A 17,962-nucleotide genomic window follows, 5' to 3' on the forward strand; every position below is an offset into this window, starting at 1 on the left:
GCCAGCTCCACAATCCCCCGGTGCACACCCGCACCCACCTCGAAGGACACCGTCCCGCCCCGATACGACATCACCGCGGGACGCGGCCGGTCGAACGGCAGCACCAACTCCTCCGGCGCCCCCTCCAGCACCCCACGCCAGTACTCCAGCTGCCCCGACACCACACTCCCCGGATCACCCTCCTCCCCCAGCAACTCCCGCTGCCACAACGAGTAATCCGCATACTGCACCGGCAACTCCCCCCACCCCGGCACACCACCCGAACACCGCGCCCCATACGCCGACGACACATCCCGCACCAAAGGCGCCGCGGACCAGCCGTCCCAGGCGATGTGGTGGACAACGATCTGCAGGAGGTGGTCCACGGGCGTGAGCCGGAAGAGCACCGCCCGGACGGGGACCTCCACCGCGAGGTCGAAGCCGCGGCCGGCCTCCGCGGCACACACCGCCGCCAGCTCACCCTCCTCCACCTCACGCACCACCAGACCCGGCCACGCCACCCCGGCATCCAGAACCCGCTGACACGGCTCCCCGTCCACCTCCGGGAACACCGTCCGCAACGCCTCATGACGCCCCACCACATCACCCAGCGCCAACCCCAGCGCCTCCACATCCAGCTCCCCCGACAACCGCACCCCCAGCGGCATGTTGTAGGCGGCCGACTCCGGCCCACCCAACCGGTTCAGAAACCACAACCGCCGCTGAGCGAAGGACAACGGCAACGGCTCAGGCCGGACAGCCCTCCCCAACACCGGCCGGGATGCGTGATCTCCGTCGGCCAGCCGGGCGGCCAGCCCGGCGACGGTAGGCGCCCGGAACACATCGCGGATCGACAGCGCGGCGCCCAGCACCGAGTGGGTCCGGCTCACCAGCCTGGTAGCCAGGAGGGAGTGTCCGCCGAGGTCGAAGAAGCTGTCGTCGATGCCGACGCGGGGCAGGCCGAGAATGCCGGCGAAGAGCCCGGCGAGGATCTCCTCGGTGGGGTCGCGCGGTTCCCGGGAGGTCACAGCGGTGCTGTAATCCGGGGCCGGCAGAGCCTTCCGGTCGGTCTTGCCACTGGGTGTCAGCGGGATGCCATCCAGCACCACCACCGAGGCAGGCACCATGTACTCCGGCAGCCGCGCCGCCACGAGATCGCGGAGACCGGTGGGCTCCGGTGCCGCTGTGCCGGAGGGCACCACATACGCGACCAGAGTGTCCCGGCCCTCATCGGAACGGGCCAGGGCGACGGCCCGCCCCACCCGCGGATCACTGAGCAGGACCGCTTCGATCTCGCCGAGTTCGATACGGAAACCACGGATNACAGCCCCCGCCGCGGAGATCTTCCGAGCCACAGCGGCAACGGTCCGTTCCTCGAAAAGAGTCCGGATCGGCAGTTCGGTGGCCAGGGCGGACCTGGCCCTGCTGACCACCCGGGTGGCGAGAAGAGAGTGGCCGCCCAGTTCGAAGAAGTCGTCGTCGATGCCTACCTGGGGCAGGCCGAGCACCTCGGCGAAGAGCCCGCAGAGAATCTCCTCGACCGGGTCGCGCGGAGCGCGGCCCGCACGTGCGGCGGGCTCTCCGGGTTCCGGAAGGGCGTCGCGGTCCAGCTTTCCCTGCGGAGTCAGAGGAAGTTCCTCAAGAACGGCGATCGCGGTGGGCACCATGTACTCCGGCAGCCGGGAACCGAGGAGGTCCCGCAGCTCCGCGGGATCCGGGGTCTCCCTCCCGGTCGGCACCACGTAGGCGACCAGACGGTCCTCACCATCGTCCGAGCGGACCGCGGCGACCGCCTGGCCCACCGTCGGGTGGGCCGTCAGCACTGTTTCGACTTCGCCCAGTTCGATGCGGAAGCCCCGCAACTGCACCTGGTCGTCCGCGCGGCCGAGGTAATCGAGTTGGCCGTCCGGGCGCCACACCGCGACGTCGCCCGTGCGGTACATGCGTTCGCCCGCGGGGCCGAACGGATCGGCGACGAACCGTGCCGCGGTGAGACCTGCCCGGTCCTGGTACCCGCGGGCCAGATTGCCTCCCACATACAGCTCACCGGCGGTTCCGGCCGGCACCGGCCGCAGCAGGGGGTCGAGGAGCCGGATACGGTGTGCCCCCGTGGGCCGTCCGATCGGCGGACCGCCGCCGGGCCGCAGCCGGTCACTCACCGTCGAGGCCAGTACGGCTTCGGTCGGCCCGTACCCGTTGAACATCCGCACCTGGCCGGCCCAGCGGTCCACCACATGCGGCGGGCACGCCTCACCGGCGACGATCATGGTGAGGTCGGCCGGCAGCCGGGAGCCCTCCGGGAGCGAGGCCGCCACCACGGGAGGCAGACCGGCAAGGTTCACCCGATGACGGTGCAGGAACTCGACCAGCGGCCGGCCGGGAACTCTGCTGTCCTCGTCAGCGACAACGAGCGTGCCGCCCCCCAGCAGGGAAAGGCTCAGTTCCCACACGGAGGCGTCAAAACTGAACGAGGCGAACTTCAGCACGCGGGTATCGCTGTCCACCCCGAACCGCTCGATCAGGCTGAAGACCATCGCGGCGAAGGCTGAGTGGTCCACGACCACCCCCTTGGGGCGCCCGGTGGACCCCGAGGTATAGATGACATACGCCGGGTGCTGTGGCCTGAGAGGGCTGAGCCGTTCGGTGTCGCCAGGGGCGTGCTCCGGCAGCGCGGCGAGCTCAGCGACGACGCCGGCATCGTCCAGCAGGAGTGTCTCGCAGCCGCTCGCCGGAAGCCGGGGCACGAGGCCACCAGTGGTGACGAGCAGGGTCGGCGTACTGTCGTCCAGCATGCCGGAGAGCCGGTCGGCGGGATAGGCATGATCGATCGGCAGGTAGGCGGCACCGGCTTGAAGAACGGCCAGGACGGCGGTGATCATGTCCACCGGGTCGGGCAGGGCAAGAGCGACGACCCGCTCCGGTCCGGCGCCCCGGCCGATGAGCAGTCTGGCCAGACGGTTGGCCCGGGCGGCCAGTTCCCGGTAGGACACCATGTTGTCCTGGTGGATCACGGCGGGTGCATCCGGGTTCCGGTCAAGTCTCCCCGCGAACACCTCCGGAATGAGCACCCGGGGGGCGGGGGCGGCCCGGCCGGCCCAGTCGTCCAGAACACGCCGGCGCTCGGCCTCGCTCAGGACATCGATCCGCCCCACGGGGTCGCCGGGCCGGGACAGCACGGCCTGCACCAGGAGCATGAACCGGCCGACAATCTCCTCGACCCTGCGGTGCGAGTACTGACCGGGCCGGTACTGGGCCTTCAGGGTCACGGGGCGCCCGGGGTGAACCAGCAGGGCCAGGCCGCGTTCGGCAGCCAGCCTGGTCTCGCCGTTGCTCAGGCGCAGTTCGGGAACGAGCGCGTTGAGAGCGGTGAGGTCGGCCCGGGGCTGGTTCTGGAAACTGAAAACTGTGTCGAAGAGTTCACGGAGACCGGTGAGCCGCTGCACTTCCGCCAGGTCGATGTGCTGGTGCTCCAGCAGGTCGGTCTGGCGCTCGTCCAGCAGCCGGAGGAAGCCGGCAGCCGGCAGCTTCGGATCGATGCGGGCGCGCACCGGGAGCATGTTGAGGAAGAGGCCGGCCATCGAGTCGATTCCGGGCACGTCGGTGGGCCGTGCGGAACTCACCGCCCCGAAGACGACGTCGGAGCGGCCCGTCAACTGGCCCAGCAGGAGGGCCCAGCAGCCCTGGAGAACGGTGTTCATCGTCAGGCCCTGCTCCCTGGACCAGCTGTCGAGCCGCGCGCTGAGTTCTTCGGTGAACGCACGCTCGACTGTGGCGGGCGGCAGCAGACTCCCGGTCCCCTCCCCGGAGGCCAGACTGGTCGGCTCGGTCACGCCATCGAGTTCGGCCAGCCATGCCGTGCGGGCCGTCACTGCGTCCTGCTGGGCGAGCCAGTCGGCATAGCCGCGGTAAGCAGGGGGAGCCGGCAGGACATCGGAGCCGGCGCCGTTGGCGTACAGAGTGAAGAGTTCGCGGGCCAGAATGCTCATCGACCAGCCGTCCACCACCAAGTGGTGGACCGTCCACAGGACACGTACATGGTTCTCCGTGAGCCGCGCCAGGGTGAAGCGGACCAGAGGCGGGTCGCCCAGGGCGAAACCCTGAGCCCAGTCCTCATCCGTGATCCGTTTCAGTACTTCCTCGCGCTCCCTCTCACCGGGCAGGCCGGTGAGGTCCCTCTCCACCCAGGGCACGGTGAGCCCGGTGCCGATCTCCTGGACCGGGTCGTCTCCCGAGGTGTCGGGAAAACCGGCCCGCAGTGCCGGGTGCCGGGCGAGAAGTACCTGCGCCGCCTCACGGAGGGTCCGCGTGTCGAAAGGGCCCTCGATGTCGAGGATGACCTGCATCAGGTAGGAATCGGTGCCGTGTCTGTCGAGGCCGGCCTGGAAGAGCAGCACTTTCTGCAGCGGCGACAGCGGCACTCGCCCGAGGGCACTCTCCTCTTCGGCGGCCCGGGCGGCCTCTGCGGGCCTGACCGTTTCCGCGTGGGCCACCAGGGCTTCCAGTTCCCGGAACCAGGCTCTGGCGATGGCCTCCGCATCGGTGTCGGCGAGAACGTCCGGGGCCCAGGTCCAGTCCGCCACCAGATGGGGCCCGTCGGCCCGGTCCTCAGTGACCGGGGTGGCTGCCAGGACATGCCGCAGGGGCATGTCCGGGTGCACGCCGGTGCCGATGACGGTGCGCTCGGCCTCCAGTGACCAGTCCTCCGGTGCAGTGCGTGCGGGAAAGCGGCCGAGGTAGTTGAACCCGACCTCCGGTACCGGGTGGCGTGCGAGTCCGGCGACGGTCTGGGGGTTCATATGGCGCAGCAGACCGAAGCCGAGGCCGCGGTCGGGAAGCGTGCGCAGCAGTTCCCCCACCCGTTCCAGGGCAGACGGCACAGCTCCGTCGGCGGGCAGCCGACCGGCGCGGTCCGGCTCCCCTGCGGGCAGGCGGACCGGGAAGACGCTGGTGAACCAGCCCACGGTGCGGGAGAGGTCCAGCCCGTCGGTGAGCTGCTCGCGCCCATGCCCCTCGAGCTCGACCAGGACCGTGCCGGCTTCCCGGCCCCGGCCACGCTGCCAGTCACCGAGAGCCGTTGCCAAGGCGGTCAGCAGCAGGTCGTTGATCTCGCTGCCATGGGCCTGGTAGGGACCCGCGAGGAGCTTGGCGGTGATGTCCGCGGGCAGCTCCAGCCGGAGGTGGTGGGCTCTGCTGTGCACATCGCGCCGGGGGTCCAGTGGCCGGTCGCCGATAACGGCGGTGTGCCCTTCCAGCTGGTCTGTCCACAGCGGGTACTCGGTGACGCGTTCGGCACTGCGTGCCTGTTCACTCAGGAGCCGGGTCCACTGACGGTACGAGGTGCCGACCGGCTCCAGGGCGGTGCCCGCGCAGGCCGCGGCGATGTCGGCGGCGAGCACGCGCCAGGAGACACCGTCGACGCACAGGTGATGCGTGAGCCATACCAGGCGTCCGCGGCTGTCGTCTCCGGTGTCCAGGAGCACCAGCTGGGTGACGATTCCGGACTCGGGCCGGAGCCTGCCCCGGGCTGCCTCGATCTGCTCGTCCACGGCCGCGGCCAGGCGTTCCGGATCACCGGCCAGCGAGGAGACGTCGACACGGCGGACGACATCGGCGGCGGCCACCGATCCCGCGGGGAGTGTCTCGAGGGACCACAGTCCCGGGGCGGGCACCGTGAGCCGGGAGCGCAGGACGGCGTGATGGTCCAGCACGGTCTGGACAGCCGCGTCGAGGCGGTCCGGACCGAGTCCCACCGGGGTGGTGAGGACAAGGTACTGGCTGTACTCGCGGGTGCGGGCGTCGAGTGTCTGCAGGTCCTCCCGTAGCTGATGGGCGATCGGGGCGAGTTCGATCTCCCCGGTGTCGTCCGGGGGGGCCGGCGGTAGGGTCGCCCGGGCCCCGGCAAGCCCCTGCTCGGTCACGGCCGCGGAGATCGCGGCGGGCGTACGGTGCTTCCGGATCTGCAGCGGAGTGACCGCCAGTCCTTGCTTGCGTGCACGGCTGGCGGCCTGAATGGCGCTGATGCTGTCCCCGCCCAGCCCGAAGAAGTTGTCGTCCCGGCCGACCTCGGGGACACCGAGGGTCTCGGCGAAGACGCCGGACAGGAGCTCCTCGGCTCGTGAACGGTAGGTGCTTGTTCCCCTGGGTGTCTGGGCGGCAGATGGCTCCGGGGCGGGCAGCGCCCTGCGGTCCACTTTGCCGTGCGGGGTGAGTGGGAAGGCATCGAGCACCCGGAGGGTTGCGGGCAGCATGTACTCGGGAAGCACGGCTGCGAGTTCCTCGCGAAGCCGTGAGGCCTCCAGCCGCGCTCCGTCGCGCGGGACGCAGTACCCCGCCAGCTGTGCGTGTCCCTCGTCACCGGTGATCAGCCGGACGACGGCGTCCCCGACGCCGGGCAGGGCTCGCAGGGCCGTCTCGATCTCGCTGAGTTCGATGCGATGGCCGCGGACCTTGACCTGGTGATCGCGACGGTCGAGAAAGACCAGCTGATTGCCGGCGCCCCACCGGACACGGTCCCCGGTGCGGTAGAGCCGGGTACCCGGCGGACCGAAGGGATCGGCGACGAAGGAGGCCGCGGTCCGCACCGGGTCGCCCAGATACCCTCGTCCCACGCCGGCGCCGCCCACATAGAGTTCACCGGCGACTCCGGTGGGCACAGGGGCCAGGTCGTCCCCCAGAACGTACAGGGAGGTGTTCCGGACAGGGCCCCCGATCGGCACGGGCGCGCCGGACCGGGTGGTTCCCGGCCGGATGTGGGCGTGGGTGACGTCGTCGGAGCACTCGGTGGGACCGTAGGCGTTGATCAGCGGAATCGACGGACAGCGGGTGTGCCAGCGGTGGCAGAGCTCCGCGGAAAGCGCTTCGCCGGTGACCATGAGGTACCGCAGGGACGGCAGGTCCACGCCGGCACCGGTGATGTCCCAGGCGTCCAGAGCGGCGCGCAGCAGGGACGGGACCACTTCGAGAACGGTGACCTCCTCCCGGGCGGCCAAGGCGAAGAGCAGGTCCGGATCCGCGGCTGTGTCGTGCCCGACGACCCGGACCTGGCCGCCCGCCGTGAGGGGGGCGAGCATCTGCCACACGGAGATGTCGAAGGTCACCGGGGCGTTCTGGACGACGATGTCACGCTCGCTCAGTTCCAGGTCGTCGGTCTTGGCCAGCAGATGGTTGATCATTCCGGCCCGGTGGACCATGGCCCCCTTCGGCTTGCCCGTGGACCCGGAGGTGAAGATGACATAGCCGAGGTCCTGAGGGGTCCCGGCCAGGGGGGCCAGGTCTTCCGGCGGGTCTTCCGAGGCGCCGGTCATCACGATTCTCGCTTGCGGACCTCCCGCTGCGGCAACGGTGGCGGCAGCGGTCTCCCGGTGCGCTGCGTCCGTGATCAGACAGCGGATGCCGTGGTCGGCGAGCAGTGCGGCGTTCCGGACGAGGGGGGCCCGCGGATCGAGGGGGATGTAGGCGGCACCCGCTGACAGGACACCGAGCACCGCGGCGATGAAGCCCGCTCCGGGGGTGGCGAGCACGCCGACCAGGGAGGCATCGCGCAGTTCGCGTCTGAGTGCGCTGGCTCGGCCCACCAGGGAGGCGTAGGTGGTGCGGGTCCCGTCCTCGGTGACGGCGGTGGCATGAGGCCGCTCGGTTGCGAGGTCCCGGATGCGGGAGACGACGCAGTCGAACGCGGAGGCTCGCGCCGGTCCCGCGGCGGCCCGCACCCAGGCGGCACGGTCTGCCGGTCCGGTACCAAGACCGCCGACACGCCGGGCGGCGCCGGCCGCGGCGAACCGTTCGGTGAAGGCGACAAGGCGGTCGAGGTGCGCGGTGAGCTCGTCCCCCGTGTAGCGGCCGGGGTTTCCGTTGAGGTGGATCTCGATGCCGTCGGCGGGCGTTTCGACGACCGTGATCATCAAGTCCTCGACGAGCCCGGTGGAGAGGTTGTTGATCCGGGCCGTGCACGGGCCCAGGGACAGCTCCTTCTGCTGGGGGAGCATGTTGAGGTAGGGGCCGAGCGGTCTGCGGTCGTCGCTGCGCAGCCCCATGTCACGGCGGATGGCACTGACCCGGCGGCGCTGGTGCCGGAGCACCTGGACGAGCTCGCGGGATGTGGTCCGCAGCAGTTCCCGTTTCGTCAGTGTGGGACGGACCGGAAGGCGCAGCGGCAGGTAGTTGGCGACCATGCCGGGGATCGATCGCTCGTGCGCGCTCACACGGGCGGTGGCCGGCAGCGTGAGCAGCGCGTCGTCGGCCCCCGTCATGCGCTGGGTGTACAGCGCCGCGGCCGCCATGCAGACCGTCGGCCAGGTGACGTCCGCTTCCCGGGCGCTGGCCCGGACGTTCTCCGACGCGGTGGCGGAGAGGGCGCGCGTTCTGCGGAGGAACCCGTCGGGCAGTACGGCGGAGGCTTCGCGGCGGGACAGGGTGACCGGCTGGAGCGGCTCCGGGAAGCGGCGCTGCCAGAACGCGGCGTCCTTGTGGGCACGGCCGGAACCGGCGTAGCCCTGCTCGGCGGTCACCAGGTCCGCCAGGGGAGGCAGGGTCGTCCCCCCGTCGGTGGAGGGGTCGGTGTACAGCTCGCCGAGGCGGCGCCAGATCACTGTCTGGCTGAACCCGTCGCACAGCAGGTGGTGGACACACAGGTAGAAGAACGTCCGATCGGTGCCGAGCCTGAGCAGCGCGGAGCGGAAGAGCGGGAAGCCCGTGAGGTCGTAGGGACGGGCCAGGTCGGAGTTCATCCAGGCGAGCGCACCGGCCTGCGGGTCCGTGGCGCCGCTCAGGTCGTGCTCGGCGAGAGGGAGCCGGGGCAGCGGCTCCAGACTCTGCCCGGGTTCGCCCTCCCGCTCGTGGAAGCGGACCCGCAGGCACTCGGCCTCCTCGGCCAGTCGGCCGAGGGCAGTCCTGAAGCGTCCGTGGTCGAGAGCGCCGCGGATGTCGAGGTAGCCGGCGGAGTTGTACGCGTTCGCGGCCGGGGACCTGCGTGCGTCGAGCCAGATCTCCAGCTGGCCCGCGAGGAGCGGCAGCACGTCACCCTGGGCTGAGGTCATCACAGGCTCCACGTGGAAGTCGTCCCGGCCGTGACCGGGTTGTCGGCGGTGGCCGGGAACGCGTTCCCGTTGAGTGCTTCGGGTCCGTAGACGTCCCTGACCCAGTCGTCGTGGTAGAGGGTGTTGAGGTAGCGTTCGCCCAGGTCAGGTGCGATGGCAACGGCCGTGAGGTCACCGGTGGGACAGTTCGCCCGGAGCCACCGGCTCGCCCCGCTGAGCACGGTCCCTGTCGAGCCGCCCAGCAGGAACCCCTCCCGCAACAGGGTGCGGCAGGCGCGGACGGTGTCGATCTCCGGCACCGTGACGGTGTCGTCGATGAAGGAACGGTCGAGAATCATCGGACGGATGCTGGTGCCCAGCCCGGGGATCATCCGGGTTCCGGCCTCACCGCCGAAGTTGACCGATCCGACCGCGTCGACGCCGACGATGGTGACCGAGGGATTGTTCTCCCGGAAATACCGTGCACAGCCCATGAGAGTTCCGGTCGTGCCGGCCCCGACGAACAGCACGTCGAGGTCGGGGAACGCCTTGGCGATCTGAGGCCCGGTCGTCTGGTAGTGGGCCGACCAGTTCCCGGAGTTGGCGTACTGGTTGAGCCAGTAGTAATCCTGGTGGTCGAGGCACAGCCGGGCTACCCGGTCCAGCCTGGCTCCCAGAAGCCCACGCTGGGGATGGGGGTCGGAGACGATCTGCACCTCGGCGCCCAGGCTCTGCATCATGGCGCGGGAACCGGCCGTGCACCGCGAGTCCGTGACGCACAGGAAGTGATAGCCACGGCTGGCGGCAACCAGGCTGAGTGCGACGCCGAGATTGCCCGACGAGCTCTCCACGATCGTCATCCCGGGCCGCAACTCGCCGGCGCGCTCCGCGGCCGCGACCATCTCGCTCGCGGCACGCAGCTTGATGGAACCGGCGAAGTTGAACCCCTCGCATTTCAGGTACAGCGGACGTCCGACGATCGACCGCAGGTCGATGAAGAGATCGTCCACATCGAATTCCTGCGGAGTCGTGATAACTGGCATGCGTCTACTCCGAGTCTGCGAGCGGATGCCTTCATGTTCCTGCGGTGCGCTGACGCCTGACTGACTCGTGACTGACGGGGTGTCACCGGGCTCAGGCGGAGAGATCGGCTCCGGCGCGGTCGATCTTGCCTCCCAGAAGCCCTTGGAACAGGTTGAGCCGCTGCATGTTGCCGGTCCCCTCGAGGAACTCCATGGCCCGGGCGTCGCGGGCCAGTTTGTCGAGGACGGGGTGCGCGAGCCGGGCACCGGGACCGAAGAACTCACAGGCCCCGAGGGTCACTTCCTCTGCCAGCCGGGCGGCGCGCAGCTTCGCCGCGGAGGCGGTGTGACCGTCGCTGCCACGGGCGTCCACCGCGGCGGCGGCCCGGCGCACCAGATGGCGTGCGGCGTCGATGCGCCTCCCCATCGAATCCAAGCGGTGCCGCTCGCCGGCCCGCAGTGTCCTGCGGTGGTCACCGACGTACTCCCAGGCCGCCCGGGCGATACCGACCGCGATCGCTGCCACACCTGGGCGCAGAGCGTTGAACGTCTGGACGAAGGCCCACACTCCGCGGCGGGTCGCAGGAAGGTGCCGGCCCAGGAAGTTCTCGTGGGGGATGTCCACATCGTCCATGACGATGGAGCTGATCCGGGCACCGCGCAGGCCGAGCATGCCCAAGGGCTCGGCATGGAAGCCCGGTGTGTCCGTGTCGAGGAGTACTGCGGTGATGCCCAGCGGGCCGGGTCTGCTGCGGGCGAAGACGACGGCGAGCCGGGCGCGGGCGGCGTTCCCCACGTAGCGCTTCTCACCGTTCAGCAGCGCGCCGCCGGGCCTGGGGGTCAGGGAACTGTCCAGTCCGCCTGCGTCCGAGCCACGGTCCGGTTCGGTCAGGGCGAAGCACGTCCACAGCGGCTCGGCGAGAAGACGGCCGTAGAACCACTCCTTCTGCCGGTCGTCGCCCAGCAGTCCGACCGCGACGCCGGCCAGGAGCGGCCCGGGTGAGGCCACCAGGGCGCCGACATCGGCACAGGCGAGTTCCTCCATGACGACGGTGCGTTCCAGTGCCGTGACGCCGCGAAAGCGATGCCCGTCGATCTGTTCCGGTACGTGGCCGAACTCCGCGGGGATGCCCATGGTCGCCAGAAAGCGGACGGCGGGCAGATCCAGGTGGTGCCGGATGGCTTCCGGGTCGCGGTCGATCTCCAGGGCCAGCGGGCGCAGGTCGGCGCCCCACTCGCGGACCCGCCCGCGCAGCGCGGCCAGCCGGGCGTCTTCCGGTGCGGGCACTCTCACTCCTCCCCCGGTACGGCGTGGACCTCGGCCAGCAGCTCCGAGAGGTAGGCGGTCTCGCCGGGACCGCCGGAGAGGAAGCCGCCGGCTCCCAGGAGCCGGACCTGCTGGCGTTCGGCCATGGTGAGCTGGGTGTGCAACTGGTACAGCAGCGCCGGGGACACGGACTCCGGCGAGGTGTCCTCCAGTACGGCGCCGATCTCCAGATGCTCGGCGAGGACGTCGGCGAGAGTGCCCTTGACCAGTTGCTGCTGGAGCAGCACGGTGTCGCCGCTGCGGCGGTTTCCGAGATACTCCAGGCACTGTGAGCGCAGCCGTTCGGCGAGGCCCAGGCGCACCCACAGCAGTGCCAAGGTGAACGTGGTCCGGTCGCACCCGGCCGCTCCGGTCTCCCCTTCCGCCGGGGAGACCGCCGCAGCGGTGTCCAGCAGGGTCACCGGGCCCCCGGGCAGGTCGCACACGCGTATGACGGTCTCGCGGGCCGGGTGGCGAGGAGCGATCCGCCCTCCCACCCAGAGCAGTGGTGCCGGGTCCACAGGATCTCCGGCGACCACGGCGTGCCCGCTGGGTCCGCACGGAAGCAGCCCCGGCAACAGGGTACGGGCGAGTTCTGCCAGCGCCGGCCGCAGCCCTCCGGCGCGGGCGGTCCGGCGGAGTCCGTGGAGGGCGGCCGGACCCGGCCCTGACGACTGCGAGGTGCCGGGCGCCGGTGCCTGGGGGGCGCCCCCACCCGCCAGTACGTTCACCGGTCGCTCCGCTCGATCAGGCAGAGTCCGAGGTCGCCGGTCACGGGCTCACGGTCGAGTACCGCCACCCGGCCGTCGCCGCCGCGCAGTTCCGCCGCAGCAGCGAGAGCGGCCAGCGTGCCGCCGGCGGGGTATCCGGGAACCGCGCGCATGATCCTGCCGGTGTACCCCGGCAGATGAGCTCCTGGGTCGATGCCGGGGCCGGTGATCAGCGGGAGCGGCCGGCCGCCGTCGGCTCCCTGTCCGCACCCTGCCTCGTCGAGCAGACAGCGGACGGCGGTGGGAACCCGGGGGCGGGCAACTGCCGGGAGGCGGTACAGACGGACTCGGTCGGCGGCGTTGTGGTCGGTGAACAGCAGTGCGGATCCTGCGTCTCCGGAGAGGGGTGAGCCGGTCTCGTAGGGCAGGGTGGCCTGGTCCAGGACGAACACCGCCACACTGCGGTAGTCGTACCGCCGGGTGTAATCAGCAGCGATACGGAGGGCCGTGAAGAGGGCGGCGGTGCCGCAGTCGGAGATCGCGAAGACCTGTGGTTGTCGGGGGATCAGCTCGGCCAGCGCCGTCACCGCGGCCAGCCTGCAGTCGAGGTCCGGCGTCGTGTGGGCGACAACAGCCAGTTGCGGCTGTGCGGTGGGGAGATCAGCGAGCAGATCACGCGCCATGCGGGCGAAGGTGTTTCCCGTCCGTGCCAGTTCGGGCCGGTGCGTGCTTCCGTGGAGGGCGGTCAGGTCGGCGAAGTGATTCAGGGAGAAGGCGTCGTCGATCCGGTGTGTGCCCTGCGGAAACCTGCGGTGGATGAGGACGGAGAGTCCGAGCGGGAAGACAGCACGGTCCGTCCCGTCTGCGCGGGCCCGTGCGGGGTCGGCGTACACGCTCAACCGCTCATCTCCTCGGTCACGAAGTCGGCCAGGGAGCCAAGGCTGGCGAAGTGGCTCATCTCAAGCGTGTCGGTGTCGAACTCGATGTCCAGGGCCTCCTCCAGCCTCATCAGCAGCTCGAAGACGCCGGTGGAGTCGAGACCGAGCTCGTCGAAGAGCCTGGCGTCCTCGGAGAGTTCACCGCGCGCGGAGTCGAGGACCTCGCCCAGGGCCGCGGAGATCACGCTGACGATCCGCGTGCGGTCGGTTCCAGTCATCGGAGCCATGGTGCAAGCAGTCCTTCCGTTTCGGGCCGGTCCCGTCAGGGCCGGGATCAGGGAGCAGGAGTCAGCGGGGACAGCGCCCCGGAGGGCACCAGGCGCTGGCGGCTCAGCAGGTCCTCCGGCCGGTCCGCCTCACGGACCAGGTGGGCACGGCCGTCGATGACCAGGACTTCGGCCGGATAACCGTGGCTGAGGAAGTGCACCGGGGATGCGGTGGGGCCGTATGCACCGGACCGGAGCACTCCGATCAGGTCACCCCGGCGCAGTGCCGGCAGCCGCACCTTCCTGGCGAGGGTGTCATTGGGGGTGCACAGGGGTCCGGTGACGTTCCACTCCTCGATGCCGGACGGGTCCGCGTCCCCGCTGAGCAGGCGGACCGGAAAGTTCCTCTTGACGAAGGACCCGATGCCGACCGCTGCCATGTGGTGATGCGTACCGCCGTCGGTGACGGCGAAGCGTTCCCCCAAGGACTCCTTGACATAACGCACCTGGACGACGTAAGTGCCGGCCGTCGCGACCAGGTAACGGCCGAGTTCCATGATCAGCCGGGCGTCCGGATGCCGTCCGGCGAACTCGTCCACAAGCGGGTTCAGGCGGATGGTCAGTGACCGGAGGTCCAGATCCTGCTCGCCGTCGAAGTAGGCCACTCCCAGTCCACCGCCGATGTCCACCATCTCCAGCCCGCATCCGGTCACGGCGGAGAGCCGTTCGGCGAGTTCGAAGATCCGTCGGGTGTTCTCCACGATGGTGTCCTCGCCGAGTATCCGGGTCCCCATGTACACCTGGAGGCCCATCAGCCGCACGTGGGCATACCTGCGGGCGAGGTCCGGCTCGGCCAGCAACTGCACCTCGTCGATGCCGAACTGGCGGGGCTTGCCTCCCATGGTGAGCCCGGAGCCCTTCACCGAGAACGCCGGATTGACCCTTATGGCGACCGGGGCCCGGGTGCCGCGTTCCGCGGCGAGTTCGTCGATGAGTGCGAGCTCGCCGAAGGATTCGCACACCAGGGCCGCGATGCCCTCGTCGAGACAGGCGGCCAGCTCCGCGCGGCTCTTGCCAGGGCCGAGGAAGATGATGTCGTCCGGTGCGATCCCGGCCCGCAGTGCGGTACGCAGTTCAGTCAAGGAGGAGACCTCCGCACGGGCACCGTGAGCGTGCAGCAGCGCGCACACGGAGATGTTGGGGTTGGCCTTCAGAGAGAAGAAGACCTCCAGACGGGAGTGCAGGAGTGTGCGGAGTTCACGCATGCGCGCCGCGAGGACGTCTCCGTCATAGATGTAGAGCGGGCTGCCGAACTCACGTGCGAGTGCGGTGGCGGGTATTCCCTGGATCCGTTCGTCGGTGATCACTGACTCTCATCCTTCCGCGCCCCCAGCCGGGCGGTGGTCTCGGTGTCGAGAGCGCTGAGTTCTCCGGCCGAACCGCCGATGAGGACCGCGTAGAGCCGCCCGTCGACGGGCCGGCCCTCGTTGGGGAACCCGGCGTTCACCGTGGCGAAATTGTTCACCAGCACCCCGGTGCCACCGGGGTGCTCCAGCAGCAGCCCCCGCAGCAGCTTCCTGGTCTCGGCAAAGGAGAGCGGAGTGCTCAGCCGCAGCGGGTAGTGACGTGCCATGGCATGCCGCCCGGGAGCGATGAGACGTTCCTGGAGCCGTAGCTGGTAGGTGGACATGTTGTTGCGCGCGTTGATCTCGGTAACCGGGTAGAGCCCTCCGTCGGGATCCACCATGGCGTCGACACCGACGACACCGAAGTACCCGTCCGCGGCCAGCCGCTCGCCGAGGAGTCCGGCGGCAGCGGTCAGCTCACCGGTCAGCCCCGGGGCGAGCGAGGGGCTCATTCTGTGGCCCCGGTGCACCCCGCGCTCGGTGAGCTGCTCCTTCACGCCGTCGAAGTGGACAGTGCCGTCCCTGGAGATGGTGAACTGGTAATTCAGCTCAGTCTTCTTGTCGACCCACTCCTCGACCACGAACGCGAGCCGGCCGCCCCCGCCGCGCCGGGCCTGCCGGCCGATCAGGTCGAGTATCCGTTTGCGGCGGCGTTCACTGCCCAGCTCGCTGATGCCCTTGCCCGAGACGCCGAAGGCCTCCTTGACGACGGCCCGGCCTCCGCGGTCCACCAGGTCGCCGGCCGCCTCGAACGCCGCGGCCAGCTCGTCCAGCGACTCGCACGACCAGCCCCGCGGCTGGCGCAGGCCGAGTTCACCGGCGACCTTGCGGCTGTACACCTTGCTGTTCACTGCCTTGCAGACCGTGTGGCCAGGCCCGGCAACCGGCAGGCCGGAAACCGCGGCGAGGTCCTCCTCGGGCCCGGAAACCCCGTGGACAGCCATCCTGTTCCCCTCCGACGCCAGGCCGCGGAGCACACTCAGCAGGGCAGGATCATCCAGCGCGTCCTGAGTGACGGTGTGCTGCGGATCCTGAACGGCCGGCACCAGGATCCGCGGAAGGTCCAGACCCAGCCCGGCGAGATACTCCAGGTACTCGCTGTCAGGTCGGCTCTTGAGAATCACATGGTCCTTGCCCACGGCGAGAAGCAGCGCGAACTCGTCCATGTGGTTGACCACCGCGCCGGCCGTCCTCGCCGTGAGCCGGGGCAGGGTGTGCTCGCCCCGCGCCCACTGCTCCTCTACCTCGAAGTTGCCCAGAAACACCAGTGGGGTGTCCGGCGCACCGGTCAGGGCCGTGGTCAGCCGCTCGTTGAAGCCCGGGGTGTTTCCGGGCCCACTGCTCGTCCGGGTGGGCATCGGCCGCCTCCTCAGTGCTCGAGAACCATGGCGGCGAAGGACTGGCCCAGCCCCGCCGACGTCATCAGATACCTGTCACCCGGCTTGAGCAGGCCGAGATCGCACGCCGAGCGGTAGTTGATGAACGGATCGGCGCAGAAGCAGTGGCCGGTCCGCTCGATGTTGTCCAGGAAGACACGCTCACGCGGGATTCCCAGGTTCTTGGCGGCCACCGTCCAGGACACCCGGTTCACATTGTGGGGAAGAACCAGCCGCAGGCCGTCAACCGTTGTTCCAGCGGCGTCCAGCGCCTTCGCGATCACCTCTGCGATGGCGTCCTGATAGATCCGCTTCGCCTCGCGCGCGCCGTCCGCGTCCAGGTCGATGACCCCGTCCTCACGCCCGATGATGAGGGCCTCGTAGCCGAGGACCCGGTCCCTCGCGCCGGAACCGACGAGGACTGCCACCACCCCCTCGCCCATGATCGAGACATCCTCCACCCACTGGGAGAAGCGAGTGAAGGTCTTGTCGCCGGCCACGACCAGAGCCAGCGCTTCCGGGTCGCCGTCGGCGGCGAGCAGGGTCCCGGCCACGTCGATGGCGAGCAGCCCGGTCGCGCAGCCGTGGTCGGCCACCGCCAAGGGCTGCGCATGACGCAGCCCGAGCTTCTCGCGCACCTGCAGGAGCGGACTGACCGGGTAGGGAGCGGTGGTGCGCAGCCCTTTGGCACGGATCAGGTATCGCACCCGGTGCTCCTGTCCCGCAAGGATCGCGAGCTTCCCGGCTGCGGCGAGCAGGAGGTCCGTCTCGGACTCCCCCGGCGCCTGGCAGATTCCGTTCAGGCCGTAAAGCCTGGTGAAGCGCCGTACTTGCTGGTCGCTGAGCCCGAGGGACTCCCGCAAGTCGGTAACGGGAACCGTCGGAGGAAGGTAGGTCGACACCGCTTCCAGCGAGGTCATGGCGGCGGGCCTCCTTGCGTGCGGTCGAAGTCGTTCCAGACTCGCCGAGCAGGCTGACAGAGGACTGACATCCGGCTGATCGCGGGGCGGGTGTCCCCGGCCCGGGGGCACAACGACACCCCGCGCGAATGCCCGGGCCGGCGCACGTCCCAGGTGGCTCGGTCGAGGAGGCGAGCAGCAGGGGCACGGGCTGCCGGGCGGGGCGGAGGCCGCGCCTCTTCGCCGTCAGGCCAGGTACACCGTGATGTCCCCGTTCGAGGTGGACAGGTCGAGCCGGTGCTCGCCGGCCGGGTCGTCGGTGACCGCGATGTCCTCGGAACCGTTGCGAGTGCCGGCCTCCACCCGGTAGCTGCCCTCAGGTACGGACAGCGTGATGGAACCGTTGGACGTCTTGGCCAGAACGTCCTGCGGCGCGGCGGCGACGAGCTCGATGTCGCCGTTGGAACTCTCCGCCTCGACACTGGTGCCGGACAGACCCCTGCCCTCGATCCGGCCACTGGAGGTCTTCACCTTGACGGTACCGGCCACGGAGTCGAGTTCGATACGTCCCGACCTCGTGGAGACGTCCACGTCACCGACGAGGGACAGTGTCACCGTGCCGCTGGAGACCTGACCGCTGACCGGAATGCCCGCGGGCAGGTCCACTGTGTAGTTCACCCAGCAGTTGCGGGGGCAGCCGCCGAGGACCAGGACTCCCTCCTGGACCTCGAAGGTGGAACCGGGCTCGTCACCCCGGTACTCGACCTTGCGGTGAACGGACACATCGGTGGCCCCTTCACTGCCACGCACCGTCACCGCGCCCGCACCGTTGTCCACCCGCACGGAAGTGATCTCCTCCGTCAGCACGGCGCTGTCCTCGACAGTCTCCGAGGGCACGATCCCGCAGGCGCTGAGCCCTCCGACCGTCCCGGCCACCGCGATCGCCCCAAGCTTGCGCAGCTGCTTGCGCATGTGTTCCTCCACCTGTGAGAGAGACTTCTGGCACGGCTGTTCATCACCGTGTCGTGCTGTGCCGACCTCCGGCCCACCTGTGGCAGACCCGTCACACGCGGTGACATCCCGAAGCTATCCCAGGTCCCCCGGAG

At 70.0% G+C, this 17,962-nt stretch carries 10 protein-coding genes; all 10 read right to left on the reverse strand.

All coding sequences use genetic code 11. From position 1 onward, the window contains the following. Nucleotides 1-9,014 (reverse strand): amino acid adenylation domain-containing protein (locus ABD299_RS21215; protein ID WP_344265083.1); only part of this gene is annotated, 9,014 nt, incomplete at its 3' end. Next, the gene (gene sbnA, locus ABD299_RS21220; RefSeq protein WP_344265086.1) at nucleotides 9,014-10,036 is read right to left on the reverse strand and encodes a 2,3-diaminopropionate biosynthesis protein SbnA; all 1,023 of its coding nucleotides are present in this window, start codon (nucleotides 10,034-10,036) and stop codon (nucleotides 9,014-9,016) included. The genes sbnA and ABD299_RS21215, both read right to left, overlap by 1 nt. A gap of 91 nt (nucleotides 10,037-10,127) precedes the next feature. Continuing rightward, the gene (locus ABD299_RS21225; protein WP_344265088.1) at nucleotides 10,128-11,303 is read right to left on the reverse strand and encodes an acyl-CoA dehydrogenase family protein; all 1,176 of its coding nucleotides are present in this window, start codon (nucleotides 11,301-11,303) and stop codon (nucleotides 10,128-10,130) included. A gap of 2 nt (nucleotides 11,304-11,305) precedes the next feature. Then, nucleotides 11,306-12,052: a hypothetical protein gene (locus ABD299_RS21230; protein WP_344265090.1), complete on the reverse strand. Its 747-nt coding sequence runs from the start codon at nucleotides 12,050-12,052 to the stop codon at nucleotides 11,306-11,308. After that, nucleotides 12,049-12,930: a hypothetical protein gene (locus ABD299_RS21235; protein ID WP_344265092.1), complete on the reverse strand. Its 882-nt coding sequence runs from the start codon at nucleotides 12,928-12,930 to the stop codon at nucleotides 12,049-12,051. Before ABD299_RS21235 ends, ABD299_RS21230 begins: the two co-directional genes overlap by 4 nt. Beyond that, on the reverse strand, nucleotides 12,927-13,187 hold the full coding sequence (locus tag ABD299_RS21240; RefSeq protein ID WP_344265094.1) for an acyl carrier protein: 261 nt from the start codon (nucleotides 13,185-13,187) through the stop codon (nucleotides 12,927-12,929). The genes ABD299_RS21235 and ABD299_RS21240 overlap by 4 nt, the downstream gene beginning before the upstream one ends. Nucleotides 13,188-13,243: 56 nt before the next feature. Next, nucleotides 13,244-14,539, reverse strand: coding sequence for a type III PLP-dependent enzyme (locus tag ABD299_RS21245; RefSeq protein WP_344265191.1), 1,296 nt, complete (start codon nucleotides 14,537-14,539; stop codon nucleotides 13,244-13,246). Further along, on the reverse strand, nucleotides 14,539-15,939 hold the full coding sequence (locus tag ABD299_RS21250; RefSeq protein ID WP_344265096.1) for a preATP grasp domain-containing protein: 1,401 nt from the start codon (nucleotides 15,937-15,939) through the stop codon (nucleotides 14,539-14,541). Before ABD299_RS21250 ends, ABD299_RS21245 begins: the two co-directional genes overlap by 1 nt. An 11-nt stretch (nucleotides 15,940-15,950) precedes the next feature. After that, nucleotides 15,951-16,877: a 3-oxoacyl-[acyl-carrier-protein] synthase III C-terminal domain-containing protein gene (locus tag ABD299_RS21255; protein ID WP_344265099.1), complete on the reverse strand. Its 927-nt coding sequence runs from the start codon at nucleotides 16,875-16,877 to the stop codon at nucleotides 15,951-15,953. Nucleotides 16,878-17,102: 225 nt separating this feature from the next. Further along, nucleotides 17,103-17,828 (reverse strand): DUF4097 family beta strand repeat-containing protein, encoded by a 726-nt coding sequence (locus ABD299_RS21260; RefSeq protein ID WP_344265101.1) that lies wholly within the window; start codon nucleotides 17,826-17,828, stop codon nucleotides 17,103-17,105. Nucleotides 17,829-17,962 lie beyond the last annotated feature (134 nt).

It is taken from the genome of Streptomyces sodiiphilus, from assembly GCF_039529215.1.
Classification (GTDB): domain Bacteria; phylum Actinomycetota; class Actinomycetes; order Streptomycetales; family Streptomycetaceae; genus Streptomyces; species Streptomyces sodiiphilus.